This window comes from Bacillus sp. FDAARGOS_235 (genome assembly GCF_002073415.2).
Taxonomy (GTDB): domain Bacteria; phylum Bacillota; class Bacilli; order Bacillales; family Bacillaceae_G; genus Bacillus_A; species Bacillus_A toyonensis.
On the sequence record NZ_CP020437.2, the window covers coordinates 873,720 to 894,143 of the forward strand.

The following is a 20,424-nucleotide window of genomic DNA, read 5'->3' on the forward strand; positions in this document are numbered from 1 at the left end:
AGGAATAAACATGTTCTATAATAATCAACCACCTTATCCACAACAACCATTTTACCCTCAGCAACCGGAACAAAGATATACAGAACAATATGAGGAACAAGAATTACAACAGCCAGAACAACAATATGAACAAAATCCATACGCTACACCGCAAGCTCAAGAACAACAAAATCCATACGACACACGTCCAAATTATGAATATCCTCAAAATCCATATGCAGCACCGCAAACTCAAGAACAACAAAATCCATATGACACACGTCCAAATTATGAATATCCTCAAAATCCATATGCAGCACCGCAAACTCAAGAACAACAAAATCCGTATGTAACTCAGCCACAACAACCACAATACCAACAACAAATGTATCAACCCAACTACGACGCACGTGTCTCACCACCTAAACCACCAACAATTGATCCAACGCAACCACAAATTTTACCACCAGGTCCGACTTTAGATATTACACAACCACAAATTTTACCACCTGGGCCTATTACAGAACCGACTCAACAACAAATTCAACAAGTTGTCGGTACACAATTTTTACCTTTAAAGAAACCTGTATTAGATTTCGTAAAACCTTGGGTAGATTATGGTTTAAATGAAGCGAAACATACTTCACATAAACACGCTTTAACAGAAGTCGCTGCGATTATGTTTTTAGTTGGAAAAGGATATAACCCCACAATTGCTCATTATATCGTTGAATCTTGGGAGAAGAATGAGCAGTTTTAGAATTGTTCATTTTATATTATATAAAACTACAAAAGTGTCACAAGTGCCTGTCATACAAGCATTTGCGACACTTTTTATTAACTACACTAATGCTTATTACTAAAAATTCAACTTTAAAATATAAATAAAAAAAGAAAAGGACGATTTCTATCGCACTTTTCAAATCACATCCTATAAAGGCACTCTATTAGGATCTTCTCTTTCTAGGACCTACAATTAATTTAATTGCTGTTCTTTCTTGATTATTGATAGAAATCTCTTGAAATGCTGGAACAAAAGCCAAATCAACACCACTTGGAGCAACAAATCCTCTTGCAATCGCAATTGCTTTAATTGCTTGATTTAAAGAACCTGCCCCAATTACTTGGATTTCCACATTGCCATTTGCTCTTAGTACACCTGCTATTGCACCTGCAACTGAATTTGGACTTGATTTTGAAGATACCTTTAATATATTTTCCATGTAAGTTGCTCCCTCTATTATTTAATAGCTCTTTCGTTACAGTTTTAAATATTTCAACGTATCTTTAACTATTATTCACACCAAAAGCAAACAATGCTTCCTATGTAAATGAATTCGATACCTTTCGTCTTCTTCCTGCCCAACTGCACAAATAAAAAGTAACGAATAAAGACTCTAATATACAAACGTTTAAATAGGAGCAATTCGCTAAACGACAACATTATCGCACCAAAAAATAACAATGCTACTTTTTCAGGTGCAATTCGTATAATAAGCGTTTCATCAATAATTCAATTTATTTAGAACTTCAGTTCATTTTTCTACCAAATTATTAATTTTTTCGTCTTCAAAAATCGTTATACATATTATTCTAATAAACTATATTTCACCATTTGAGTGCTTTATATTCCAAATCTACCACCTTATACAGGATAGGCATACATGCCAATAGTAGTTCATTTACATATACTACTATGTATCTTACATTTATTAATCATCAGGAGGTAATATATTGGGTTCATACTATCGTTCTTCAAACTCGTATAAAAGATGTTCCTGCCACGATTCACATAAACCATCAAAGCCAGCTTACGGTACTTTCTGGAAAACTGAGTTTATAACTGTTCCTTTTGGTGGTTCTTTCCCATTATAGAACGTAACCCCCTATTTCATTATTCTGTTAACCTAATAAACATAAAAAATTGCCGTCCCCTTCTAACACAAGGTTTCGGCAATTTTCATATCAAAATCTATTCACTCTTACTTCTCCACATAAACCGACTTAACAATCGTACGATTATAAGGTTTTCCTTCTTTATTTATCCCTTTTATATCCATCGTAACGTTATATACCCCTGGTTGCTTTATGTCCTTCAAAGCACCTGTAAATGTATTTGTATTAACATTTTGTAATTCATTAAATTCAGAGACTAGCTTCCCTTCTTTATTAACAACTCTTACTGTTATGGAAAGATTTCCTTTCATTTCAGGTGCCGCAGGTGATTTTTTCAGTTTATACTCTGATTTGTTAATTTTGACTTTTGTTGGCATTTGAAGAACGAATGGCGCGCCACTTTTGTGATCGCTTACAATTAAGTATGCATCTTTCGACTGCTTCGCCATCATTTTAACTCTCCATTCTCCTACGTCCATTTTGTCAAATTTAAATGTACTAATTGTTGCCCCATTAAAGAAAGATTCACCTTCACCAGTAGTTATCGTACTATCTTTATTTGTATACACTTTTCCTTTTGGAGATATTAGTTGTATTTCTACATCAGAAGCAGCTGTTAATACAGAAACCATTCCTTCTGCCTTTTTATCAACCGCCACAGCTTGCTCTATCCACTGACTTTGTGGCAATTCTCCCCCTAAAATATTTTGATTAGAAGTTGTATTTAATTGCTCTATATTTTCTTCTGAACTATTACTTGGTGCTACTAAAGGTGGCACGCCTACATTTGCAGTACGTAAATATGGTTCAATTCGTGCGAAAACAGCTGATCCTTTTCGTATATTGTCATGATCAAATTTGGAATCTGTAAATAAATGTGTGCCATATGGTAGCTTAGCACTCCATTCATTTACTAATCCATCATTCGAGCCGTACGATGACAAATATAATCCGCCCATAGATAACGCAGAAAATACTGGTCCCCAGCTAGTCCCAGTAGCCGTATAGTAACGGTTTAATTTAACTGCTGGATTATTATCTATCGTTGAGCGAAATTTTGCCATTTCCCCTATCTGTAACGCGTACGTACCATCATCTTTTTGACCTAATATAGAAGCAAGCCAACCTGCCCACCAACTATATGATAAATCCGCTAAATTTGAGCCGTGATGTGGTGTCGCAAGTGTAATAACATTCCCAACAAATCGATTCGCACCATATCCAACTAATGCCGCTTGTGTATCTATACCACCTTTACTATGCGCTACAATAGTAACCTTTTTACCGAAATGATTATATATTTCTTCCAGTTTTTGTGCTAACAATTTTCCGTTGTCCCACTGACTAGCCGATCCTTTCCCTGCCGCATCATATAATTGAATAAATACCGTTTGATATCCCGCTTTCAAAGCATAGTCATACATATCATTTATATCGTGATATACAGTCTTTCCATACCAACTATCCGCATTACCATTTCTGCCTTGTACAAAGAGAATTGGAGGCTTATTCTCATCATAATTAGTTGGTTTTTGTCCTAAAAACCAATCGCCAGGTGTAAATACTTCTGTATCAGGAAACCCCTTTCCAAGCTCTTTTACAACTTCTGCCCTTACATTTGTGCTAATCGATGGAGCCATGATAAAAAATATAATTAGTAACGCAACACATCTTCTCATTAATCGCATGTTACTCCCCCCACTTTTTTTGAAAGAAGGTGCTCTTTGTAATAATTTATATTTTCTCCCTTAATAATAGCTAATCTTTTTATTTGAAAAAGATGTTAGCCCTATATTCAGGTGATTACTCGTACACCCTCTTCCTTAACTCACGTTATTCTCTTCGTTTCCATCTCTTCCTTTTGAGTAAACACGACAAAAAAATTTCTCAATAATTGTTAACTTCACTACATCAAGATGTTTTTCAAATCATGATTGTTTATATAAAGCATACAAATCTTGAAAAAATTTTATTAAAAAAACATTTTATTACTAATTAGTTATTTAAAAACATAATGAAGATATGTATTTTCTTTTCATTACATACAAACGAATTTAAAAGGAGCTTGTATTGTAAGACTTTCTTATGACTAAATATTTAACTGAAATTTCAAAATATAAAATCATATTTCCAGAAACATATATTATGATAATTTTCGCAGACTTGAATTAAGTTTTTAGAAGTACTAACCTATCGGTAAGCAGAAGAAAATTCTGTAAAAAGAAAGGAGAATGCTTTATGATGACCAATTTACAAAAGGAGTTTTTTAAACGATTAAAAATTCCCGCAAAAGAACTAACATTTGATGATTTAGATGAAGTCCTCTTAAAAATGGGAATGATTTTCCCCTATGAGAATCTTGATATTATGGCTGGTACTATTAAAAACATTTCAAAAAATAACTTAGTAGAAAAGTTACTTATTCAAAAAAGAGGCGGTCTTTGTTATGAATTAAATTCCTTATTGTATTACTTTTTAATTGATTGTGGGTTTCAAGTATACAAAGTAGCTGGTACTGTATACGATCTTTACGATAATAAATGGAAACCTGATGATGGTCATGTCATTATCATTTTAAGTCATGATCATACAGATTATATTGTGGATGCAGGTTTTGCATCTCATCTCCCTTTACATCCAGTCCCTTTTAATGGCGAAATCATATCTTCTCAAACGGGAGAATATCGAATTTACAAACGAAATACCCGAAAAGGTACACATATTTTAGAAATGCGAAAAGGCGCAAACGGCGAATCTACAAGTTTCTTACAATCTGAACCTTCAACCGAATGGAAAATAGGCTATGCTTTCACTATAGATCCAATAGATGAGAAAAAAGTGAATAACATTCAAAAAGTAATTGTAGAGCATAACGAATCGCCTTTTAATAAAGGGGCTATCACTTGTAAATTAACTGATTATGGTCACATATCATTAACGAAAAAAAATTATACAGAAACCTTTAAAGGCACAAAAAATAAACGACCAATAGGTTCTAAAGAATATGCTCGCATTCTTCGTGAATCTTTTGGAATCACTCAAGAGAAATATGTAGGAAAAATATTAGAAAGAGGCTAGTTGATTAAAAATATTTCATAATAAAGCAGATTCTATATATAGAATCTGCTTTATTTTATAATTTTTTATAGCGTAATTCCTTATCAGTGTTACTCTTTTAAAAGACTAGTATTATTAAGCATTTCTTTTTGTGCCATGTATTACTTACATTTCAATTATATACTCATCATCATATTTATCGTATTGTAGCCCTGCTCCTATTTTTGATTCCGTAACTTGATCCCTTAAAAACGGTGCGGCTTCCATTTTGCTAGTTGCAATTTCAATTCCATATTTTTTCGTTAAATGAGCTAACTCTATTAAAAACCACTCTCTTCGCAATGAAACTGGAATATCTAATGTTCTTCTTTTCATATATAATAGCACCTCTTTTATTTTCATAACTTAAAAGAATATCACTTATCAAAACTATCGTTCATCACAAACGCCAATGAAACATTATAGTATATGCATGTCCATTTTAAACGTGCTAATATAAAACACCATTATAGTTTACATAAAATAATTATGTAATAGTAGAAAGAGGAGGCTTGTCCTCCTCTTTCTACTATAGAGATTTAAATTAAGAACATCTTGGTACACCAAAAGCTAAAAATAATGCTGCTACTCCTGCTGTAATCGGTACTTTTAACGTAATTACATCGTCTACCTTCGTTACTAAAAAGTACGCATTACCTTCTTGTAATATACAATTCACTAACAATTGAAATTCCATTCAAATCTCCTCCTTTCAATCGATATACTTTAATTTATGAAATTTCTTTAAAAAAGTAATAGGAAATATATCTATTTTTCTTTATATACACATTAATTGTTTATATATATCTATTAAAAATATTAATTTTCGAAATGAATATAAAACGTGTATTATCCAATAAGTTCCTATATAATCAATAGAGAAAATCTTGCAAATGGAAGTATGAAAATGGCTATTTTGAGTAATATTGGTGGCGTATTATTTCTATTTGCTTTTAATCTTTTAATCTTATGTATCCTTTTCATTCTTTAAGAAAAATGGAAAAGCAAAACAATATGGTCGTCCTACCGTTATCTTTTTTATTATTTCTATTGTATTAATAATGACCGGTACAACAAAATCTGAACACCCAGTTATCGAATTTTTTACTTTGGCGTTGTATATCTTCCAACTCATTAAAGATTGGAATAACACTTTCTAATTTCTTTTTATCGATACGTTCATTTACAAGATCCCGTCCTAACATTGAAATGAATGTACCAATTATAACCGCTTGTGCTGGTTTAGTTAATTTGGCTTTATCCATCCTTCATCCCTCCAAAATAAAAAGCACCCGAATGGATGCTTTTTCATTAAGTATTACATTTGCATTTCAATTATGGTAAATGAAGTTTTATTCTTCTTCCAATCACCTAATCTTATTTACATTTATCTGTTTCAGCAATATTAAGTAACTAAAAGAAGAGCAAAACCCCTTCTCCGTTTATACAACGTAAATTGCAATTGAATGTGAAATGAAGAACAACCATTCATCCAGCCTGCAACCATCACCACCAGTTATGAAGATCCATTTTCAGAGGAATTTTATGAGCAATGTTTTCGTCCACTTCTCACAATACAAATATATCACGTTAACTCCAAAACGACCGGCACATTTACTGCAAAAAAGCGATCACGAATCTGCCACCTTTCTTTAATTGATTGTAGCTCTTATTCTATTAAGTAATGAATCTTTTAATTCCCTCTCATCTTTCCAAACAATATGGCTATATTGTCTAGTATCAAAATGCAGATTTGCTAAGTCATTTTCCCTGCAAGTCCATATTACAGGTTTACCAAGTCCCATTGCATAGCCGGCTTCAAAATAGACGTCACCTCTATGTTCAGTAAAATCTGCAATTATAAATTTACTTTGTCTTATTTTAACTATAATCTCATCATCAATTTTGTTATTGTGTTCCACTTTATCAATTCGAATAGGCTCATAACCTGCTTCTTTTACAGCCGTTGCAATTGCATTCTGATATAGACTATCCATTTTTGGACTAAATGACATAGCGACAAACACCTGCTTAGTATCCGCTTCTCTTCCCTTTTCTAATTCTGCAATACGATTCCACCCTTTTGCTGTAACTGTAATATGTGCAGGAAAATCTGCTGCAGATAGCTTAGATATCTCAATTAATTCGTCCTGAAATAATTGGTTCGCTATATATTTCATTTCCAACAAATGAACACTCTGTACAAAAAATAGAGATTTATCTGATTCACGAATATATAATGGGTCACCTGGAAATTTTGACAATTTAGCTAAGTTTATTAATGACTCATCCAATCTATCAGAAGCACTATCTGGATATTCACTTAATAGATCCGCTAAAAGATAAATAGGATACGGAAATTCTGAAAGATTTTCATCTGGTCGATTAAGAAAAATCATTATTTTTCCCATCCCTCTAATGTTTCTCTTTCTTAAAATTGCAGAAAGTTTTCTCTTCTGCTCTACATTTAATTCGATTCTCGCTTCTTCAATCATGGAAAATGTGCCACAATTCTCACATTTATATTGCTCTGCACGTCCCCCTCCCACTCCTACTAATTGGGGTTCCTCAATAGAGTTTTGACAAACCGGACATCTTTCCCTCATCACAACCACCACTTTCTTGTTTATAGCATAATATTAACATATAAATAATTGACTTACCCTTATCTTATATTGTGTGTAACTGATCCTATCACTGAATCCCTTGCTATCATTAATTTTATTTAACTTTCTCTTTTGAGTTACACAGTACAAAAATTATGAGTAGCTGTATAGGGAGGGATACCACCAGCATTTTTCAAAATAACCTACGCTATGCGGGAACATAAAATAAAGCTGCCCATATGGACAGCTTATTTACATAATTCTCGAAAGTGGAAGTTAATCAACGAGGGTTGAATCTCAATATTTTCTTGATTTAATGATAATAGAAGATGGTCTCCGTTTTTCATTTATTAATTCTGGCATTTTTTCTAATCCTGTTGGAGTTGACTCTGGCTCAATAATTTTCTCAATTACAAAACCGTTGTCTATAAGAGTATTAATTAATGTTGAAATTGTTCTGTGATATTTAACAACACCATCTATCCACCAATGTTCCTCTCTTTTTCCTTCTTCTTGATAATTATCTAATGCCCAATGCAATCTGTTTCCATTATTATCCTTAAACCAATTATTCATTTCCTTTCGAGCTGTTACTATTGGATGTTCTGTTGAAAAGATAAATTCACCATCATTTTTTAACAGATCTCTTATTTTCTTAATTAGATGTGAGTAATCTTCTATGTAATGTATAACTAAAGAACTTGTTATTAAGTCGAATTTTTGATTTGGCAAATTAAGTTCTTCTATTGGTACACACATATAATCTATTTTTTCGTTTTTGTTATACATTTCAGCTTGTTCAATCATATTTCTTGAGATGTCCACTCCTATAACTTTCGAAGCACCATTTTCTACACAGTACATAGAAAAATGACCAGTTCCACATCCCAAATCTAATACAGACTTATCTGTAAGATTAGCAATTATAGATTTAATTGCTGGCTGTTCAACAAAATCATTAAAGGTAAATCCATTTTCACGTAATGACTTATAATTTTTAAAGAAAAACGGATTATCATAAATGTTTTGTTTCATTATATACCTCCTATAATACAATCTATATTTTTTATATTCTAGGGGGCATCCAAAAATTCCTATATTAACCAAAATACACTTCAACTAACCTGCCATTTAGTTGAATAAGGAACAGTGTATATCCTATACATGTTAGGTTGACATAACGTCTCATTATCGGAAGTGAAATGTGCTTATACATCCAGGCTGTTGATGATAGCTAATATTTGATGATCTGTCCATTTGCCATTAATCTTTACATTTTCTTTAGCTATACCTTCTTTTTTAAATCCTACTTTTTCTAATACACGAATAGATGCTATATTGCTAGGCATAGCTCCTGCTTCAATTCTATGTAGTTTTAATTCTCTAAATGCAAAGTCTACAACAAGTCGAAGAGCCTCTGTTGTATAGCCCCTTGAATTATGCTCCCTATCTAAGGTAAATCCCGTATAACAGCTTTGGGCGGGATCCCTAGCAATTTGAGTTAATGAAATGTCTCCGATAAGTTTATCAGTTGCTTTTAAAAAGATTCCAAAAGCGTAAACTTGATCTTCAGCTTTCTTTTTTAATGCTCGTTCAATGCGCATTTTTTGATGTTCTTCTGTATAAAAGACTTCTGGGAGTAATGGACAAACTCGTTGAAAAAATTCGCGATTTCTAGTGTGTAAGTTAGCTAACTCGCTCGCGTCAGAAATTTTGTAAAGTCGAAGATATATTTGCTGTCCTACGATTTTCATAAAAAACCTCCGATATCCTTTTAATACAATTTTATTCTCGTCAAATCTTATAAATTCCTTTTTTATATTATATTCATGTTAAGCTAACATGACGTCTCATTATCGATAACAAGGAAAGGTGGGCCCATCCTCTGACAAAGGAATTTCCTTTTTTTGTTCTACAGATTTATGCATTATTTTATACATTCCTATCCTGACGCAGGTTTTCGGGTTCTCTTTTGTTACTGAATTATCCAAAAACTGTATAAATTTTTGTATGCTCTTAGCATGGGGGTTTTCAAAAACGGTGACGGTACCCCTAGATTTAAAAAGAAAAAAGCAATGATTCGATTTCAAACCTAGTCATTGCTTTATCTATTGCATCTTGATTTACACCTATATAACGTAACATGACCTTCTCTGAAGAGTGACTGAATATCTCCATGATTAATGTGCTATGTTTTTCGTTTACATGTACATATGGTACCCGTACGTCTTTCTTAGCGTATGCGTTCTATTTCATCTAAACTAAACTCTGCTGCGGCTATACTTAATATCTTATATTCCATACTACGACCGATAGGACGATTCTTTCATTGTCTACTTTGTAATAGGTATTCATGATCTTCTCTTTCTTCTATAAACCATTTCAGTTCTCTTTTTAATGCTGCAGTATTTTGAATACGTTTTTGTTTTCCTGTTTTCTTTTCCCTCATAGAGATATGACTCGTTTTTACATCTTCTACCTTCAATTTTAAAATGTCAGAGATTCTCAAGCCTGTATTGATTCCCATAATGAATAAAATTTAATTTCGTGCACACTTCTCCTTAAAATACTCTTTTAGCTGCTGTATTTCTTCTGGATCACGTATCTGCTGAACAAAATTCATTATTCATTACCTCCAGTTTCTTCAGTCTCATATACTTCTAATCTAAGAGCAACAGCTAATTTATAAAAAGCACTAGATCTATTTCGTCTATACGTACGCTCACTCATACCAACATTTGCTAAAGCAATATCTTCTGCTGGCTTCCCTACCATATTTGTTGGACCATGATATCTTACCTCGCTAGATGCTGTAACCTTCATCTCATTTCTAATCATCCCAAATTGTCTATAAATACGAACATTTTCAAGAATCTCTTCTAAACGAACCTGCGTTGCTTTGCGATCAATTTTAGGCGAAAAAGTTAATTGCACCATATATAAAAACAACCCTTATATATTTTGTTAATAAAAACAAAAAAGCGGACACCGAACTACAGAGCAATATTACTAATGCTCTTATAGTTCGATGTCCGCTGATTCTGCCAGTAGGACTATATTTATAGATATTGTTATATCATTTTCTCATATTTTAGTGATTTTCTTATTAGAAAAAGATTATTTTGTAACAAATTTATAAAATCCATCTTCATTGAGCACTTTATATCTAAAAGGAGTAATTATGAAAATTTTGGAATACATATTACTTAGATTGGTTGGATTGCATTATTCAGAACATGGTGGGCTATATTCTTTCATTGAGTGTTTTTAAATCTCAACATCCATTATAATTTTTAAAGAAAACTTTTTAGATCAAGTAGCATATCATACTAGACAAGGATATATTCCACAAAATTTTGAAAGGAGGACTCTTTATGAATACAACTTTAATTTCTCATTTTTATAACGAAGAGTATCTGCTTCCGTGGTGGTTAATGCACCATACAAAATTATTTGATCATGGTATTCTTATTAATCGTGGGTCTACTGATCGTTCGGTTGAAATATGCAAATTATTTGCACCTCATTGGGAAATCCGTGATTCAAAAGTATTAGAGTTTGATGCCGTATTAGTTGATCAAGAAGTAATGAACATAGAAAAAGAAATTACGGGCTGGAAAATGGTGTTAAATACCACTGAATTTCTTTGCTGTTCTAATAAAGAAGAGTTTTTTTCATCACTTACTAAATTAAAAAGAAAGATGTATTCCATTAGAACTATTTTAATGGTAGATGACCCTATGCATGCCTACACTAAACCGAGATATGGAATTCCACTTGTCAAACAACGTTTTCATGGAATAGTAATTCAGCCTAGTCCTCTTACCATTTATAACGGCGGTAGATTAATTCATAATTATTCGCATGGTAACTATTCAGTAGGAAGACATAACTCGTTCTATTCGTTTACTATTTACAAGTATCCTGCTTTCATTTTAAAGTTCTTTTACAGTCCATGGAACAACGCTATAAAGGACCGGAAACTACAGATTGGTCCTACTCTTTCTAAACATAGCGCCCAGAATGGTTTGGGTACTCATCATCTTGTAACACTAGCTAAATTAGAAGAAAATTATCTACACTATGCAAACTTAACTAGCGATCTTCGATTAATGCCAGAATATCAATTGTTATTTCCAGATTTATGTTTTCCAAATTAATTATTGTATCTATAAATCAACACAATCCATAATTATTCAAATAACGCTTTTATGAAAAGTTATTTCTCTTAAATTATTCAGACATTTTCATGGCTTATTTTCATATATTCAGTATTCCCTCAATACACTAAGAAAAGTATACAAAGTGAATGGAGGTTAAATATGCTTATCACAAATATTTATGATTTTATAGCCAAGTATGGGCGTCCCCCTCACTTTCACAAAGATTTCCCTTTAATCTTATTTTGGAGCCAAAAAAGCGGCTGCACTTCACTCGCATATTGGTTCTTTTATCACATTAATTTGTTTAAAGAAGTTGTAAAATATAGCCCATTTGTTCATAACTATGAATTTGAAATTTATAAAAATTCCATACCATATTTCACTGATTTAGCCAACGCATTACAAGCAAAAGAAAAAGACACGTATAAATTGGTAAGAAACCCTTTCAAAAGAGCTGTAAGTTCCTTTATTTCTCTTATACCAGCGCCATATTACGAATCCACTGAGTGGAAGCCAATCCGTCGTTATCTTTATGGTGATGAATCTTGCAATAAAAAGATTTCCTTTAAACTGTATTTATATTATTTAAAAGCGCATGCACCAAATTTTGAAGGTGTAAACCCACACTTCACACCTCAATATATACAAGGAGAAGAAGAGTTCGTTACAAATTACATTTACCTTGAAAAATTCTCTACCCATCTGTCTATCTTAGAAGACAAACATTGTTTAAAAAAATCTCCATTAAACGGATTAATAAACTCGTGGCATCACCAAAGTAATCTAGCAAATTACAAAGGTAACTATGCAGATGGTGATATTACAGATCCCTTATTCCCAAGGCATCCGACCTATGATAGTTTTTATGATGAAGAAACGATTCAATTAGTTGAAGATATCTTCAAAGAAGATTTCACTACTTACAAATATCCCTCAACATTACTTTAAAATATAAACATTTTCCTTATCATAAATTCATAATTATTACAGAGAAACTTAAGCCAACTACTTAAGTTTCCTCATAATACTCCTGCAAATTGAAGTTGGGCACTATTCTAATAGTGCTCTTTTTAATGAATTTCAATTTTCAAAAGATTTCTATTGAGTCCCCCTCCAAAATAACTATTTTGTTCGACTTTCTATTAAGCTCTTTTTTAATAAACCTTACAAATTCGTAATACTATTGTCACCTAAATAGATAGTTAATTGGTTAATTCTGGTTTAATATAACAGACTGTTAGATTGATTAAATAAAACATTATTGGTAGGTGTGACACTTGATGGCAAGAAAATTATTACGCTACGTAATTGTAAGTATGTTTTTTCTAACTATTCCGATTATATTTATACATTTTGTATCGGCTCAATCCATTCCAAAAGAATACAGTGAAGAATGGCCCACAGTAAAAAAAACTGCTGAACTAGTTACAATTGGTTACTTTAAAAAAGAGAAGACTCTTGATATTGTAATAAAAAAAGTTGAGCCTCCGGAAGAATATAGAACACATGAGATTTACCTATTCGGACATGTTGCTGACGATAAAAAACAAAAGATTTCTGCTATTGTAAATTTTAGTGAGAACTATTCAATTAGAGATACATCTGAAGATTTATTTTAAGTCAAAGAGTATTTAACTTATGTTAGATGCTCTTTTAGCTAAAATAACGCTTTTGTTAAGATCCACGCATCCATTTCTTAGGTGAAAAACTTTTATAAAGGCATTTTTTTAGACAAATTTACCAGATGAATTAACAGAAACTTCGTGTTATTCTTAATTTGTTGAATAACCCAATACATTCAACAATGCTCTTGACTGCATACTTAGTATGCAACCATCCATCCAGATACCTTAGCTAATACGTCCCCAAAATCGTTATTATTGCTAAGGTATCTTTTTAGATGCCCTGTGTGCAGGGCTTTTTTATTTCAGTGATAACGCTCTTTTTCCCATATAATTATTGATGCTTGTAGTCCCATTTCTTAACAAAATTCAAATTTGATTATATTAACCGAATTTTTCGCTCTTCCATACGAATTACTTTTCCATTTTGAATATACAAATGATTGTTCACCAAATCCACCTTGAGGTGGTTCTATTAGTTGGACCTGACCATTTTTAACAACATATATTCCGTTTATTTTCAAAACTGACACATAATAAGTGATTTATATCACCACATTGATTTTAATATATTGCTATTCTTGGTTTAGTTATCACATTAAACTTTATGGAGGCATTCATATGGAACATACATTTACTGAAACTTCTATTGTCGGTGAGATTGTTACACAATTTCCGAAAGCTAGTGATCTTTTTAAATCATATAGAATAGATTTTTGTTGTGGTGGTAATAAACCACTTATTGATGCAATTAATGAAAGAAATTTATCAGCAACAGAAGTACTTACAGAGTTAAATACGCTTTATGATAAAACAAAACTATTAAACGAGTCTGAAATTGATTGGAAAAATGCATCTTATCGCGAATTGATTGATTATGTTATAAATAAGCACCATCGCTATTTAAATGAAGAGTTGCCACAATTAAGTCCGTATGTAACGAAAGTATTACGCGTCCATGGAGCTAGTCAGCCTCATTTAGCTCAAATTCATAAGCTATTTCATGAACTTAAGATGGAATTAGAACAGCATTTAATTAAAGAAGAAACAGAAGATTTCCCATTAATTTTAGAATTCGAACAACATCCAACTGATGAAAACTATGCAAAATTACGTAAAGTAGTGGATGAGTTAGAGAATGAACATAACCACGCTGGCAATATTATTAAAGAACTTCGTAAAGTGACAAATGACTTTACTCCTCCAGAAGGAGCTTGTGGCACTTATCGACTTGTTTACCAACGTCTTGAAGCTCTAGAATCTGATTTATTTGAGCATATACATTTAGAGAATAACATTTTATTTCCACGTGCAATTACGAAAGCATAGATAAAGCACAGGACATGAGTATACATGCTCATGTCCTGCTTTTTCATTGTGTAAGAAATAGTCACACTTCCCCTATCATTTCATTGGGCAGCTTACTATTATTTAATTAGGTGCGGGTCTCTTCACTCCCCCACCTACCCATATAAAAAATTCCCTTTCACTTATCTCTCCACATAAATCCGAATTTTAACAATTTGTGAATCATTATTAAGATGTGATAAATATCACATCTCCCTCTTTTTTTATTTTCTATAATAGAAACATAATATACTTTGTTCAACATTTCACATAAAAAGGGGAAATGAATATGAAAAAACGTTTAGTTATGATCGGAAATGGTATGGCTGGCATACGCTGTATGGAAGAAATATTAAAACATGATAGTGATTCATATGAGATTACTATTTTTGGAGATGAACCACATCCAAACTATAATCGCATTATGCTCTCTCATGTTTTACAAGGCAAAACAAATATGCAAGATATCATTATGAATGACTACAGTTGGTACGAAGAAAATGAAATAACCTTGTATACAAACGAAAGAGTTCAAAGTATTAACCGAGAAGAAAAAATCATTATCACAGAAAAGAATCGTACTCTTACATATGACAAACTCATTATCGCAACAGGTTCTAGTGCTTTTATTTTACCTGTTGAAGGTTCTACCCTTCCTGGTGTGACAGGATTTCGAACAATTGAAGATACACAATTTATGATTGATACTGCTAAAGATAAGAAAAAAGCCGTTGTCATCGGCGGTGGGTTACTTGGCTTAGAAGCCGCAAGAGGTCTTATTGATTTAGGAATGAACGTACATGTTGTTCATTTAATGCCGAGCTTAATGGAGCAACAACTAGATACAAAAGCAGCTTCTCTCCTTCGTGAAGATTTAGAAGCACAAGGCATGAAATTTCTCATGGAAAAGAAAACGGTAAAAATTCTTGGTACAGACCATGTTGAGGGCATTCAATTTGAAGATGGTGAAGTTGTAGATTGTGATTTAATTGTAATGGCAGTCGGGATACGCCCGAATACGCAAATAGCAAAAGATGCTAGTTTAATTGTAAATCGCGGTATTGTAGTCAACGACTATATGCTAACAAATGATGAATCCATTTATGCCGTTGGTGAATGTGCAGAGCATGACGGTATCGCCTATGGCCTTGTTGCTCCTCTATATGAACAAGGTGCAATATTAGCAAAACATATAACGAATTTACAAACTGATGGATATACAGGCAGCATCGTCGGTACGCAATTAAAAGTTGCAGGTTGTGATTTATTCTCTGCTGGCCAAATCTATGAAGATGATCAAACGAAAGCAATATCCATCTTTGATGAATGTAAACGTTCCTATAAAAAAGTATTAATTCGTGACAATAAAGTCGCCGGTATCGTTTTATATGGTGACACAGCTGATGGTACACGCCTCTTTAGTATGTTAAAGAAAGAAGAAGATATACAAGAATATACACCTGCTTCCATTCTTCACAAAGCTGGTGAAGAATGTGAACTTGACGTTGCTACAATGAGTGCGGATGACACGATTTGTGGATGTAATGGTGTTACGAAAGGCACAATCGTACATGCCATTTTAGAACAAGAGTTAACGACTTTTGAAGAAGTAAAAGGCTGCACGAAAGCCGCCGGTTCTTGTGGTAAATGTCGGCCACTTGTAGAACAAATTTTATCTCATACACTTGGAGATGCGTTTGATGCCTCAGCACAATCTGCCGGTATGTGTGGATGTACAACTTTATCACGTGATGAAGTCGTAGAAGCGATTCATGAGAAAGGTTTAAAATCGCCAAAAGAAGTACGAAATGTACTCGGTTTTGCACATGAAGACGGATGTTCGAAATGTCGTCCTGCTTTAAATTACTATTTACGTATGGCAATTCCAGAAGAATATGAAGATGATAAATCATCCCGTTACGTTAATGAAAGAATGAATGGTAACATTCAGCATGATGGTACATTCTCTGTTATTCCACGTATGTACGGAGGCGTTACAACTGCAGATGATTTAATGAAAATTGCTGAAGTTGCGAAAAAGTATGATGTTCCTCTTGTGAAAATTACAGGCGCAAGTCGCATCGGTTTATATGGTGTTAAGAAACAAGATTTACCTAACGTATGGGCTGACTTACATATGACTTCTGGATATGCGTATTCAAAATCACTTCGTAATGTAAAATCGTGTGTTGGTTCTCGTTTCTGTCGTTTCGGTACGAAAGATTCATTAGGGCTTGGTATGCTACTCGAACAATCATTAGAAATGGTAGATACACCTCATAAAATGAAAATGGGTGTAACGGGCTGCCCACGTAACTGTGCGGAAGTACTTACGAAAGATTTTGGCGTTGTTTGTGTCGAAAATGGATATCAACTATATATCGGCGGAAATGGTGGTACGGAAGTGCGTGAAGCTGATTTTGTAATGATTGTCCCTACTGAAGATGATGTTCTTCGCATCGCTACAGCTTACATGCAATATTATCGTGAAACTGGTATTTACGGAGAACGCACTGCCTACTGGACAGAACGATTAGGCTTCGATCATATAAAAGAAATACTGCAAGATACAAATATGGTCACTAAGTTAAATGAGCGTTTCCAAACAGCTCGTAGCACATATACGGAAGCATGGGGACAAGCACTAGAAACGAATTCATTAAAAGCGATGTATGAAGTAGAAACTGTAAAATAAGGAGCGTGCAGTATATGTTACAAACGAAAGAAAAAATAAAAATTATGCGTGCGGAAGACCTTCCTATTCAAATTGGTAAAGAGGTGCAAATGAAAGGTACGTCTATCGCCCTATTCAGCCTTTCAAATGGCGATATTCGCGCTGTAGAAAATCGTTGTCCTCATAAAAACGGTCCATTAGCTGAAGGAATTGTATCTGGAGAATTCGTATTTTGTCCACTACATGATTGGAAAATTTCATTAATAACGGGTGAAGTTCAAAAACCTGATGACGGTTGTATTCAAACGTACGAAGTAGAAGTTATTGATGGTGACATTTATATCAACATGTAATTTACAAAAGGAAGCCTCCCCTGGCTTCCTTTTAAATAAAAATAGATGAGGTGTGAATATGAACGGATATGTATATTTAGTTGGTGCAGGACCAGGTGATGAAGGGCTTATTACAAAAAAAGCGATAGACTGCTTAAAGCGTGCAGATATCGTCTTATATGACCGCTTATTAAATCCTAGATTTCTTCATTATACAAAAGAATCATGCGAACTTATTTATTGCGGAAAAATGCCGAAAAATCATACTATGCGACAAGAAATGATTAACGCCCACCTCCTTCAATTTGCGAAAGAAGGAAAAACCGTTGTACGCTTAAAAGGTGGAGATCCCTCTATTTTTGGTCGTGTTGGTGAAGAAGCAGAAACTTTAGCATCTGCGGACATTCCGTATGAAATTGTACCAGGTATTACATCTAGCATCGCCGCTAGTAGCTATGCAGGTATCCCCCTCACCCACCGTAACTACAGTAATAGCGTCACTTTACTAACTGGACATGCAAAAGGTCCTTTGGCCGATTATGGAAAATATAATTCATCCCACAATAGCGACACAATCGCCTACTACATGGGTATAAAAAACTTACCTACCATTTGTGAAAACTTACTACAAGCAGGAAAAAAAGAAGATACACCCGCAGCAGTCATTGAATGGGGTACAACTGGGAAACAGCGCGTTGTCACAGGGACTCTAGCAACCATTGTTCATAACGTCAAAACCGAAAATATTTCTAACCCTTCCATGACGATTGTTGGTGATGTCGTTTCCTTACGTAATCAAATCGCTTGGAAAGAACGTAAACCATTACATGGTAAAAAAGTTTTATTTGCATCTGCAACAAATAAAACAAGTGTAATGAAGCAAAGGTTACAAGAAACCGGTGCAGAAATATATCAAATTCCAACTTTCAAAAAGGAAGAATATACATTAACACTTGAACAAATCAATGAAATTTTTAACGTTGATCGCCTTGTTTTTTGTTCAGCTGAAAGTGTAGAAATCTTGATGCAAGCATGTAGTAAATACCAGAAAGATATTCGTTCCTTACAGGCAGAGCTGCAGCACATGAATGTTGCCACTCAAGAAAAACTTATGCAATATGGGCTACTAAGTAAACAAGCAAAGTTCTCTTCCCATACAACTGTTTATTTAGGCAGAAATATTAACCGAATTGCTTTTATTCAAGAGAAAATTGGTGCTGGCTCCTATATGATGACTCATGAGTATACAATTGATCATCGTTTCGATGAAGTTCATTCTCGTATACTTTCTGAATTCTCATGGGATAGCATTGTGTTTGAAGGGCGTGCCTCAATTGATACTTTTTTATCAGAAATAAAACGACTTGGTTTTATTGATATTCTTACTCTTCCCTTCTCGTATACCGACGTTCCAACTTTACACTATGCGAATAAAGTCGGATTACATAATGTAGATGAGCAATTACAAGACATTATTATGAAGAAAGATTTGGTGCTACGATGAAAGGAATTGTATATGTTGGACACGGTAGTCGCCTGCAAGAAGGCAATGAACAATTTATTCGCTTTATTCAATCTGTCATGAAAGAACGTAACGAAAGAATTCAAAAAATAGCTTTTCTAGAACTAACAACACCTACCATTTCGGATGCAGTTACAGAAACAATACTAGAGGGAGCAACTGAAATAATGATTGTACCTGTTTTATTATTTGCAGCAGCTCACTATAAACGTGATATTCCTCTTGAAATAGAACAAATACAAAAGAAATACCCACATATAACATTTTCAGTTGTACCACCTTTTAGTACGCATCCACATATGGTTGAACTTGTAGCGAAAAGAATACGTGAAACTATTCCAATGCAAGGTAGTAGTATTTTACTCGTAGGAAGAGGCAGTAGTGACCCCCAGCCGATACATGAGTTACAACAAATCGGAGCAGCTGTCGAACGAAAACTCAGTATGCCAGTATCGTGCTCCTTTTTAACGAAAGGAACTCCCTCTTTTACTGCTGAGCTCAAGACTATAACATCGGCCGCATCCCATGTATATGTCATGCCGTACCTTCTCTTTACCGGATTATTGCTTCAAAAAATCAAATTGCATACAAAAAAATACGATCACGTTACGACTTGTAACTGCCTGAAGTTTGATACATATATGAAGTTGGCATTATTAGAGCGAATGGAGGAATGTGTGTATGTATAGCATGTACCCTCTTATGTTTAATCTACATAATAAAGTGGTCGTTATCATTGGTGGAGGTAAAATTGCATATCGAAAAGCGTCTGGATTAAAAAATACAGGCGCTTTCGTCACCGTTATTAGCCCCGAGATTTGCGAGGAAATGACAGAACTTCCCTATATTACTTGGAAGCAAAAAACTTTTAGTAATGATGACATTAAAGATGCTCATCTTATTTATGCAGCTACAAATCAACATACTGTTAATATGATGGTCAAACAGGCCGCCCACGATTTCCAGTGGGTTAACGTTGTAAGCGATGGTACAGAATCATCGTTTCACACACCTGGCGTTATAAGAAATAATGAATATATTGTCACTATTTCAACTTCTGGTAAAGATCCATCGTCTACAAAGCGTATGAAGCAAGAATTAACATCTATACTTCCTAAACTTATAAAAAAGCTTTCTCGTACTCACAAATAATAATCTATTTCTTAGCCAAAATAGTAATTACCTTT

The 20,424-nt window shown here is 33.6% G+C and carries 20 protein-coding genes and 4 pseudogenes; 13 read left to right on the forward strand and 11 right to left on the reverse strand.

All coding sequences use genetic code 11. From position 1 onward, the window contains the following. Positions 1 to 10: 10 nt before the first annotated feature. On the forward strand, positions 11 to 739 hold the full coding sequence (locus A6J74_RS06055) for a hypothetical protein (protein WP_000499664.1): 729 nt from the start codon (positions 11 to 13) through the stop codon (positions 737 to 739). A gap of 187 nt (positions 740 to 926) precedes the next feature. On the opposite strand, the gene A6J74_RS06060 is transcribed toward A6J74_RS06055, so the two are convergent. After that, entirely contained in the window at positions 927 to 1,202 is a 276-nt protein-coding gene (locus A6J74_RS06060; RefSeq protein ID WP_000427795.1) for a stage V sporulation protein S, read from the reverse strand. A gap of 511 nt (positions 1,203 to 1,713) precedes the next feature. On the opposite strand from A6J74_RS06060, the pseudogene A6J74_RS30635 reads away from it, so the two are divergent. Beyond that, positions 1,714 to 1,848: pseudogene (locus A6J74_RS30635) on the forward strand (preprotein translocase); the annotation flags it as partial. A gap of 113 nt (positions 1,849 to 1,961) precedes the next feature. On the opposite strand, the gene A6J74_RS06065 reads toward A6J74_RS30635, so the two are convergent. Continuing rightward, positions 1,962 to 3,563 (reverse strand): esterase/lipase family protein, encoded by a 1,602-nt coding sequence (locus A6J74_RS06065; protein ID WP_001238674.1) that lies wholly within the window; start codon positions 3,561 to 3,563, stop codon positions 1,962 to 1,964. 550 nt (positions 3,564 to 4,113) lie between these two features. Here A6J74_RS06065 and A6J74_RS06070 point away from each other — a divergent pair. Next, positions 4,114 to 4,953 (forward strand): arylamine N-acetyltransferase family protein, encoded by an 840-nt coding sequence (locus tag A6J74_RS06070; RefSeq protein ID WP_000988913.1) that lies wholly within the window; start codon positions 4,114 to 4,116, stop codon positions 4,951 to 4,953. Positions 4,954 to 5,097: 144 nt separating this feature from the next. On the opposite strand, the gene A6J74_RS06075 is transcribed toward A6J74_RS06070, so the two are convergent. After that, positions 5,098 to 5,307: a hypothetical protein gene (locus A6J74_RS06075; RefSeq protein ID WP_000830258.1), complete on the reverse strand. Its 210-nt coding sequence runs from the start codon at positions 5,305 to 5,307 to the stop codon at positions 5,098 to 5,100. Positions 5,308 to 5,515: 208 nt separating this feature from the next. Further along, the gene (gene exsG / locus A6J74_RS06080) at positions 5,516 to 5,668 is read right to left on the reverse strand and encodes an exosporium protein ExsG (RefSeq protein ID WP_000395673.1); all 153 of its coding nucleotides are present in this window, start codon (positions 5,666 to 5,668) and stop codon (positions 5,516 to 5,518) included. 210 nt (positions 5,669 to 5,878) lie between these two features. On the opposite strand from exsG, the pseudogene A6J74_RS30335 reads away from it, so the two are divergent. Next, a pseudogene (locus A6J74_RS30335) lies at positions 5,879 to 6,107 on the forward strand (excalibur calcium-binding domain-containing protein); the annotation flags it as partial. Here A6J74_RS30335 and A6J74_RS06090 read toward each other — a convergent pair. The 6 genes and pseudogenes from A6J74_RS06090 to A6J74_RS06120 form a co-directional block, all read right to left on the reverse strand. Then, on the reverse strand, positions 6,027 to 6,236 hold the full coding sequence (locus A6J74_RS06090) for a hypothetical protein (RefSeq protein WP_000356390.1): 210 nt from the start codon (positions 6,234 to 6,236) through the stop codon (positions 6,027 to 6,029). The pseudogene A6J74_RS30335 and the gene A6J74_RS06090 sit on opposite strands and share 81 nt — an antisense overlap. Before the next feature lie 387 nt (positions 6,237 to 6,623). Continuing rightward, a complete protein-coding gene (locus tag A6J74_RS06095) occupies positions 6,624 to 7,577 on the reverse strand; it encodes a TIR domain-containing protein (RefSeq protein WP_001209143.1) in 954 nt (317 codons plus the stop codon). Between the two features lie 297 nt (positions 7,578 to 7,874). Then, the gene (locus A6J74_RS06100) at positions 7,875 to 8,612 is read right to left on the reverse strand and encodes a class I SAM-dependent methyltransferase (protein ID WP_000812398.1); all 738 of its coding nucleotides are present in this window, start codon (positions 8,610 to 8,612) and stop codon (positions 7,875 to 7,877) included. A gap of 173 nt (positions 8,613 to 8,785) precedes the next feature. Next, entirely contained in the window at positions 8,786 to 9,331 is a 546-nt protein-coding gene (locus A6J74_RS06105) for a GNAT family N-acetyltransferase (RefSeq protein WP_000706290.1), read from the reverse strand. A gap of 304 nt (positions 9,332 to 9,635) precedes the next feature. Then, positions 9,636 to 10,200, reverse strand: a pseudogene (locus A6J74_RS30340) (tyrosine-type recombinase/integrase). Further along, complete coding sequence (locus A6J74_RS06120) at positions 10,200 to 10,514, reverse strand: hypothetical protein (protein WP_000250445.1); 315 nt, start codon at positions 10,512 to 10,514, stop codon at positions 10,200 to 10,202. Before A6J74_RS06120 ends, A6J74_RS30340 begins: the two are co-directional and overlap by 1 nt. Before the next feature lie 437 nt (positions 10,515 to 10,951). On the opposite strand from A6J74_RS06120, the gene A6J74_RS06125 reads away from it, so the two are divergent. The 3 genes from A6J74_RS06125 to A6J74_RS06135 all read left to right on the forward strand — a co-directional run bounded on the left by A6J74_RS06125 (position 10,952) and on the right by A6J74_RS06135 (position 13,359). Continuing rightward, entirely contained in the window at positions 10,952 to 11,737 is a 786-nt protein-coding gene (locus tag A6J74_RS06125) for a glycosyltransferase family 2 protein (RefSeq protein ID WP_001098388.1), read from the forward strand. A gap of 162 nt (positions 11,738 to 11,899) precedes the next feature. Next, the gene (locus tag A6J74_RS06130) at positions 11,900 to 12,688 is read left to right on the forward strand and encodes a sulfotransferase family 2 domain-containing protein (RefSeq protein WP_000909242.1); all 789 of its coding nucleotides are present in this window, start codon (positions 11,900 to 11,902) and stop codon (positions 12,686 to 12,688) included. Positions 12,689 to 13,020: 332 nt separating this feature from the next. After that, complete coding sequence (locus A6J74_RS06135) at positions 13,021 to 13,359, forward strand: hypothetical protein (protein ID WP_000101563.1); 339 nt, start codon at positions 13,021 to 13,023, stop codon at positions 13,357 to 13,359. Positions 13,360 to 13,741: 382 nt separating this feature from the next. On the opposite strand, the pseudogene A6J74_RS06140 reads toward A6J74_RS06135, so the two are convergent. Next, positions 13,742 to 13,907: pseudogene (locus A6J74_RS06140) on the reverse strand (DUF3954 domain-containing protein). Positions 13,908 to 13,983: 76 nt separating this feature from the next. On the opposite strand from A6J74_RS06140, the gene ric reads away from it, so the two are divergent. The 6 genes from ric to A6J74_RS06170 all read left to right on the forward strand — a co-directional run bounded on the left by ric (position 13,984) and on the right by A6J74_RS06170 (position 20,389). Further along, positions 13,984 to 14,691: an iron-sulfur cluster repair di-iron protein gene (gene ric, locus A6J74_RS06145; RefSeq protein ID WP_000401367.1), complete on the forward strand. Its 708-nt coding sequence runs from the start codon at positions 13,984 to 13,986 to the stop codon at positions 14,689 to 14,691. A gap of 307 nt (positions 14,692 to 14,998) precedes the next feature. Further along, positions 14,999 to 17,404, forward strand: a complete 2,406-nt coding sequence (gene nirB / locus A6J74_RS06150; RefSeq protein ID WP_000746922.1) for an NADPH-nitrite reductase large subunit — start codon at positions 14,999 to 15,001, stop codon at positions 17,402 to 17,404. Positions 17,405 to 17,418: 14 nt separating this feature from the next. Beyond that, positions 17,419 to 17,736, forward strand: a complete 318-nt coding sequence (gene nirD, locus A6J74_RS06155; protein ID WP_000942187.1) for a nitrite reductase small subunit NirD — start codon at positions 17,419 to 17,421, stop codon at positions 17,734 to 17,736. Positions 17,737 to 17,794: 58 nt separating this feature from the next. Then, entirely contained in the window at positions 17,795 to 19,219 is a 1,425-nt protein-coding gene (locus A6J74_RS06160) for a uroporphyrin-III C-methyltransferase (protein ID WP_001014929.1), read from the forward strand. Beyond that, the gene (locus A6J74_RS06165; RefSeq protein ID WP_000676483.1) at positions 19,216 to 19,926 is read left to right on the forward strand and encodes a sirohydrochlorin chelatase; all 711 of its coding nucleotides are present in this window, start codon (positions 19,216 to 19,218) and stop codon (positions 19,924 to 19,926) included. Before A6J74_RS06160 ends, A6J74_RS06165 begins: the two co-directional genes overlap by 4 nt. Continuing rightward, positions 19,919 to 20,389 (forward strand): precorrin-2 dehydrogenase, encoded by a 471-nt coding sequence (locus tag A6J74_RS06170; RefSeq protein WP_000287169.1) that lies wholly within the window; start codon positions 19,919 to 19,921, stop codon positions 20,387 to 20,389. Before A6J74_RS06165 ends, A6J74_RS06170 begins: the two co-directional genes overlap by 8 nt. The last annotated feature ends 35 nt before the right edge of the window (positions 20,390 to 20,424 follow it).

What these genes read in the sequence shown, in the direction of transcription:
- A6J74_RS06055 (WP_000499664.1), top strand. Translation starts at nt 11, where the DNA reads ATGTTCTATAATAATCAACCACCTTATCCACAACAACCATTTTACCCT.
- A6J74_RS06060 (WP_000427795.1), bottom strand. Translation starts at nt 1,202, where the DNA reads ATGGAAAATATATTAAAGGTATCTTCAAAATCAAGTCCAAATTCAGTT.
- A6J74_RS06065 (WP_001238674.1), bottom strand. Translation starts at nt 3,563, where the DNA reads ATGCGATTAATGAGAAGATGTGTTGCGTTACTAATTATATTTTTTATC.
- A6J74_RS06070 (WP_000988913.1), top strand. Translation starts at nt 4,114, where the DNA reads ATGATGACCAATTTACAAAAGGAGTTTTTTAAACGATTAAAAATTCCC.
- A6J74_RS06075 (WP_000830258.1), bottom strand. Translation starts at nt 5,307, where the DNA reads ATGAAAAGAAGAACATTAGATATTCCAGTTTCATTGCGAAGAGAGTGG.
- exsG (WP_000395673.1), bottom strand. Translation starts at nt 5,668, where the DNA reads ATGGAATTTCAATTGTTAGTGAATTGTATATTACAAGAAGGTAATGCG.
- A6J74_RS06090 (WP_000356390.1), bottom strand. Translation starts at nt 6,236, where the DNA reads ATGGATAAAGCCAAATTAACTAAACCAGCACAAGCGGTTATAATTGGT.
- A6J74_RS06095 (WP_001209143.1), bottom strand. Translation starts at nt 7,577, where the DNA reads ATGAGGGAAAGATGTCCGGTTTGTCAAAACTCTATTGAGGAACCCCAA.
- A6J74_RS06100 (WP_000812398.1), bottom strand. Translation starts at nt 8,612, where the DNA reads ATGAAACAAAACATTTATGATAATCCGTTTTTCTTTAAAAATTATAAG.
- A6J74_RS06105 (WP_000706290.1), bottom strand. Translation starts at nt 9,331, where the DNA reads ATGAAAATCGTAGGACAGCAAATATATCTTCGACTTTACAAAATTTCT.
- A6J74_RS06120 (WP_000250445.1), bottom strand. Translation starts at nt 10,514, where the DNA reads ATGGTGCAATTAACTTTTTCGCCTAAAATTGATCGCAAAGCAACGCAG.
- A6J74_RS06125 (WP_001098388.1), top strand. Translation starts at nt 10,952, where the DNA reads ATGAATACAACTTTAATTTCTCATTTTTATAACGAAGAGTATCTGCTT.
- A6J74_RS06130 (WP_000909242.1), top strand. Translation starts at nt 11,900, where the DNA reads ATGCTTATCACAAATATTTATGATTTTATAGCCAAGTATGGGCGTCCC.
- A6J74_RS06135 (WP_000101563.1), top strand. Translation starts at nt 13,021, where the DNA reads ATGGCAAGAAAATTATTACGCTACGTAATTGTAAGTATGTTTTTTCTA.
- ric (WP_000401367.1), top strand. Translation starts at nt 13,984, where the DNA reads ATGGAACATACATTTACTGAAACTTCTATTGTCGGTGAGATTGTTACA.
- nirB (WP_000746922.1), top strand. Translation starts at nt 14,999, where the DNA reads ATGAAAAAACGTTTAGTTATGATCGGAAATGGTATGGCTGGCATACGC.
- nirD (WP_000942187.1), top strand. Translation starts at nt 17,419, where the DNA reads ATGTTACAAACGAAAGAAAAAATAAAAATTATGCGTGCGGAAGACCTT.
- A6J74_RS06160 (WP_001014929.1), top strand. Translation starts at nt 17,795, where the DNA reads ATGAACGGATATGTATATTTAGTTGGTGCAGGACCAGGTGATGAAGGG.
- A6J74_RS06165 (WP_000676483.1), top strand. Translation starts at nt 19,216, where the DNA reads ATGAAAGGAATTGTATATGTTGGACACGGTAGTCGCCTGCAAGAAGGC.
- A6J74_RS06170 (WP_000287169.1), top strand. Translation starts at nt 19,919, where the DNA reads ATGTATAGCATGTACCCTCTTATGTTTAATCTACATAATAAAGTGGTC.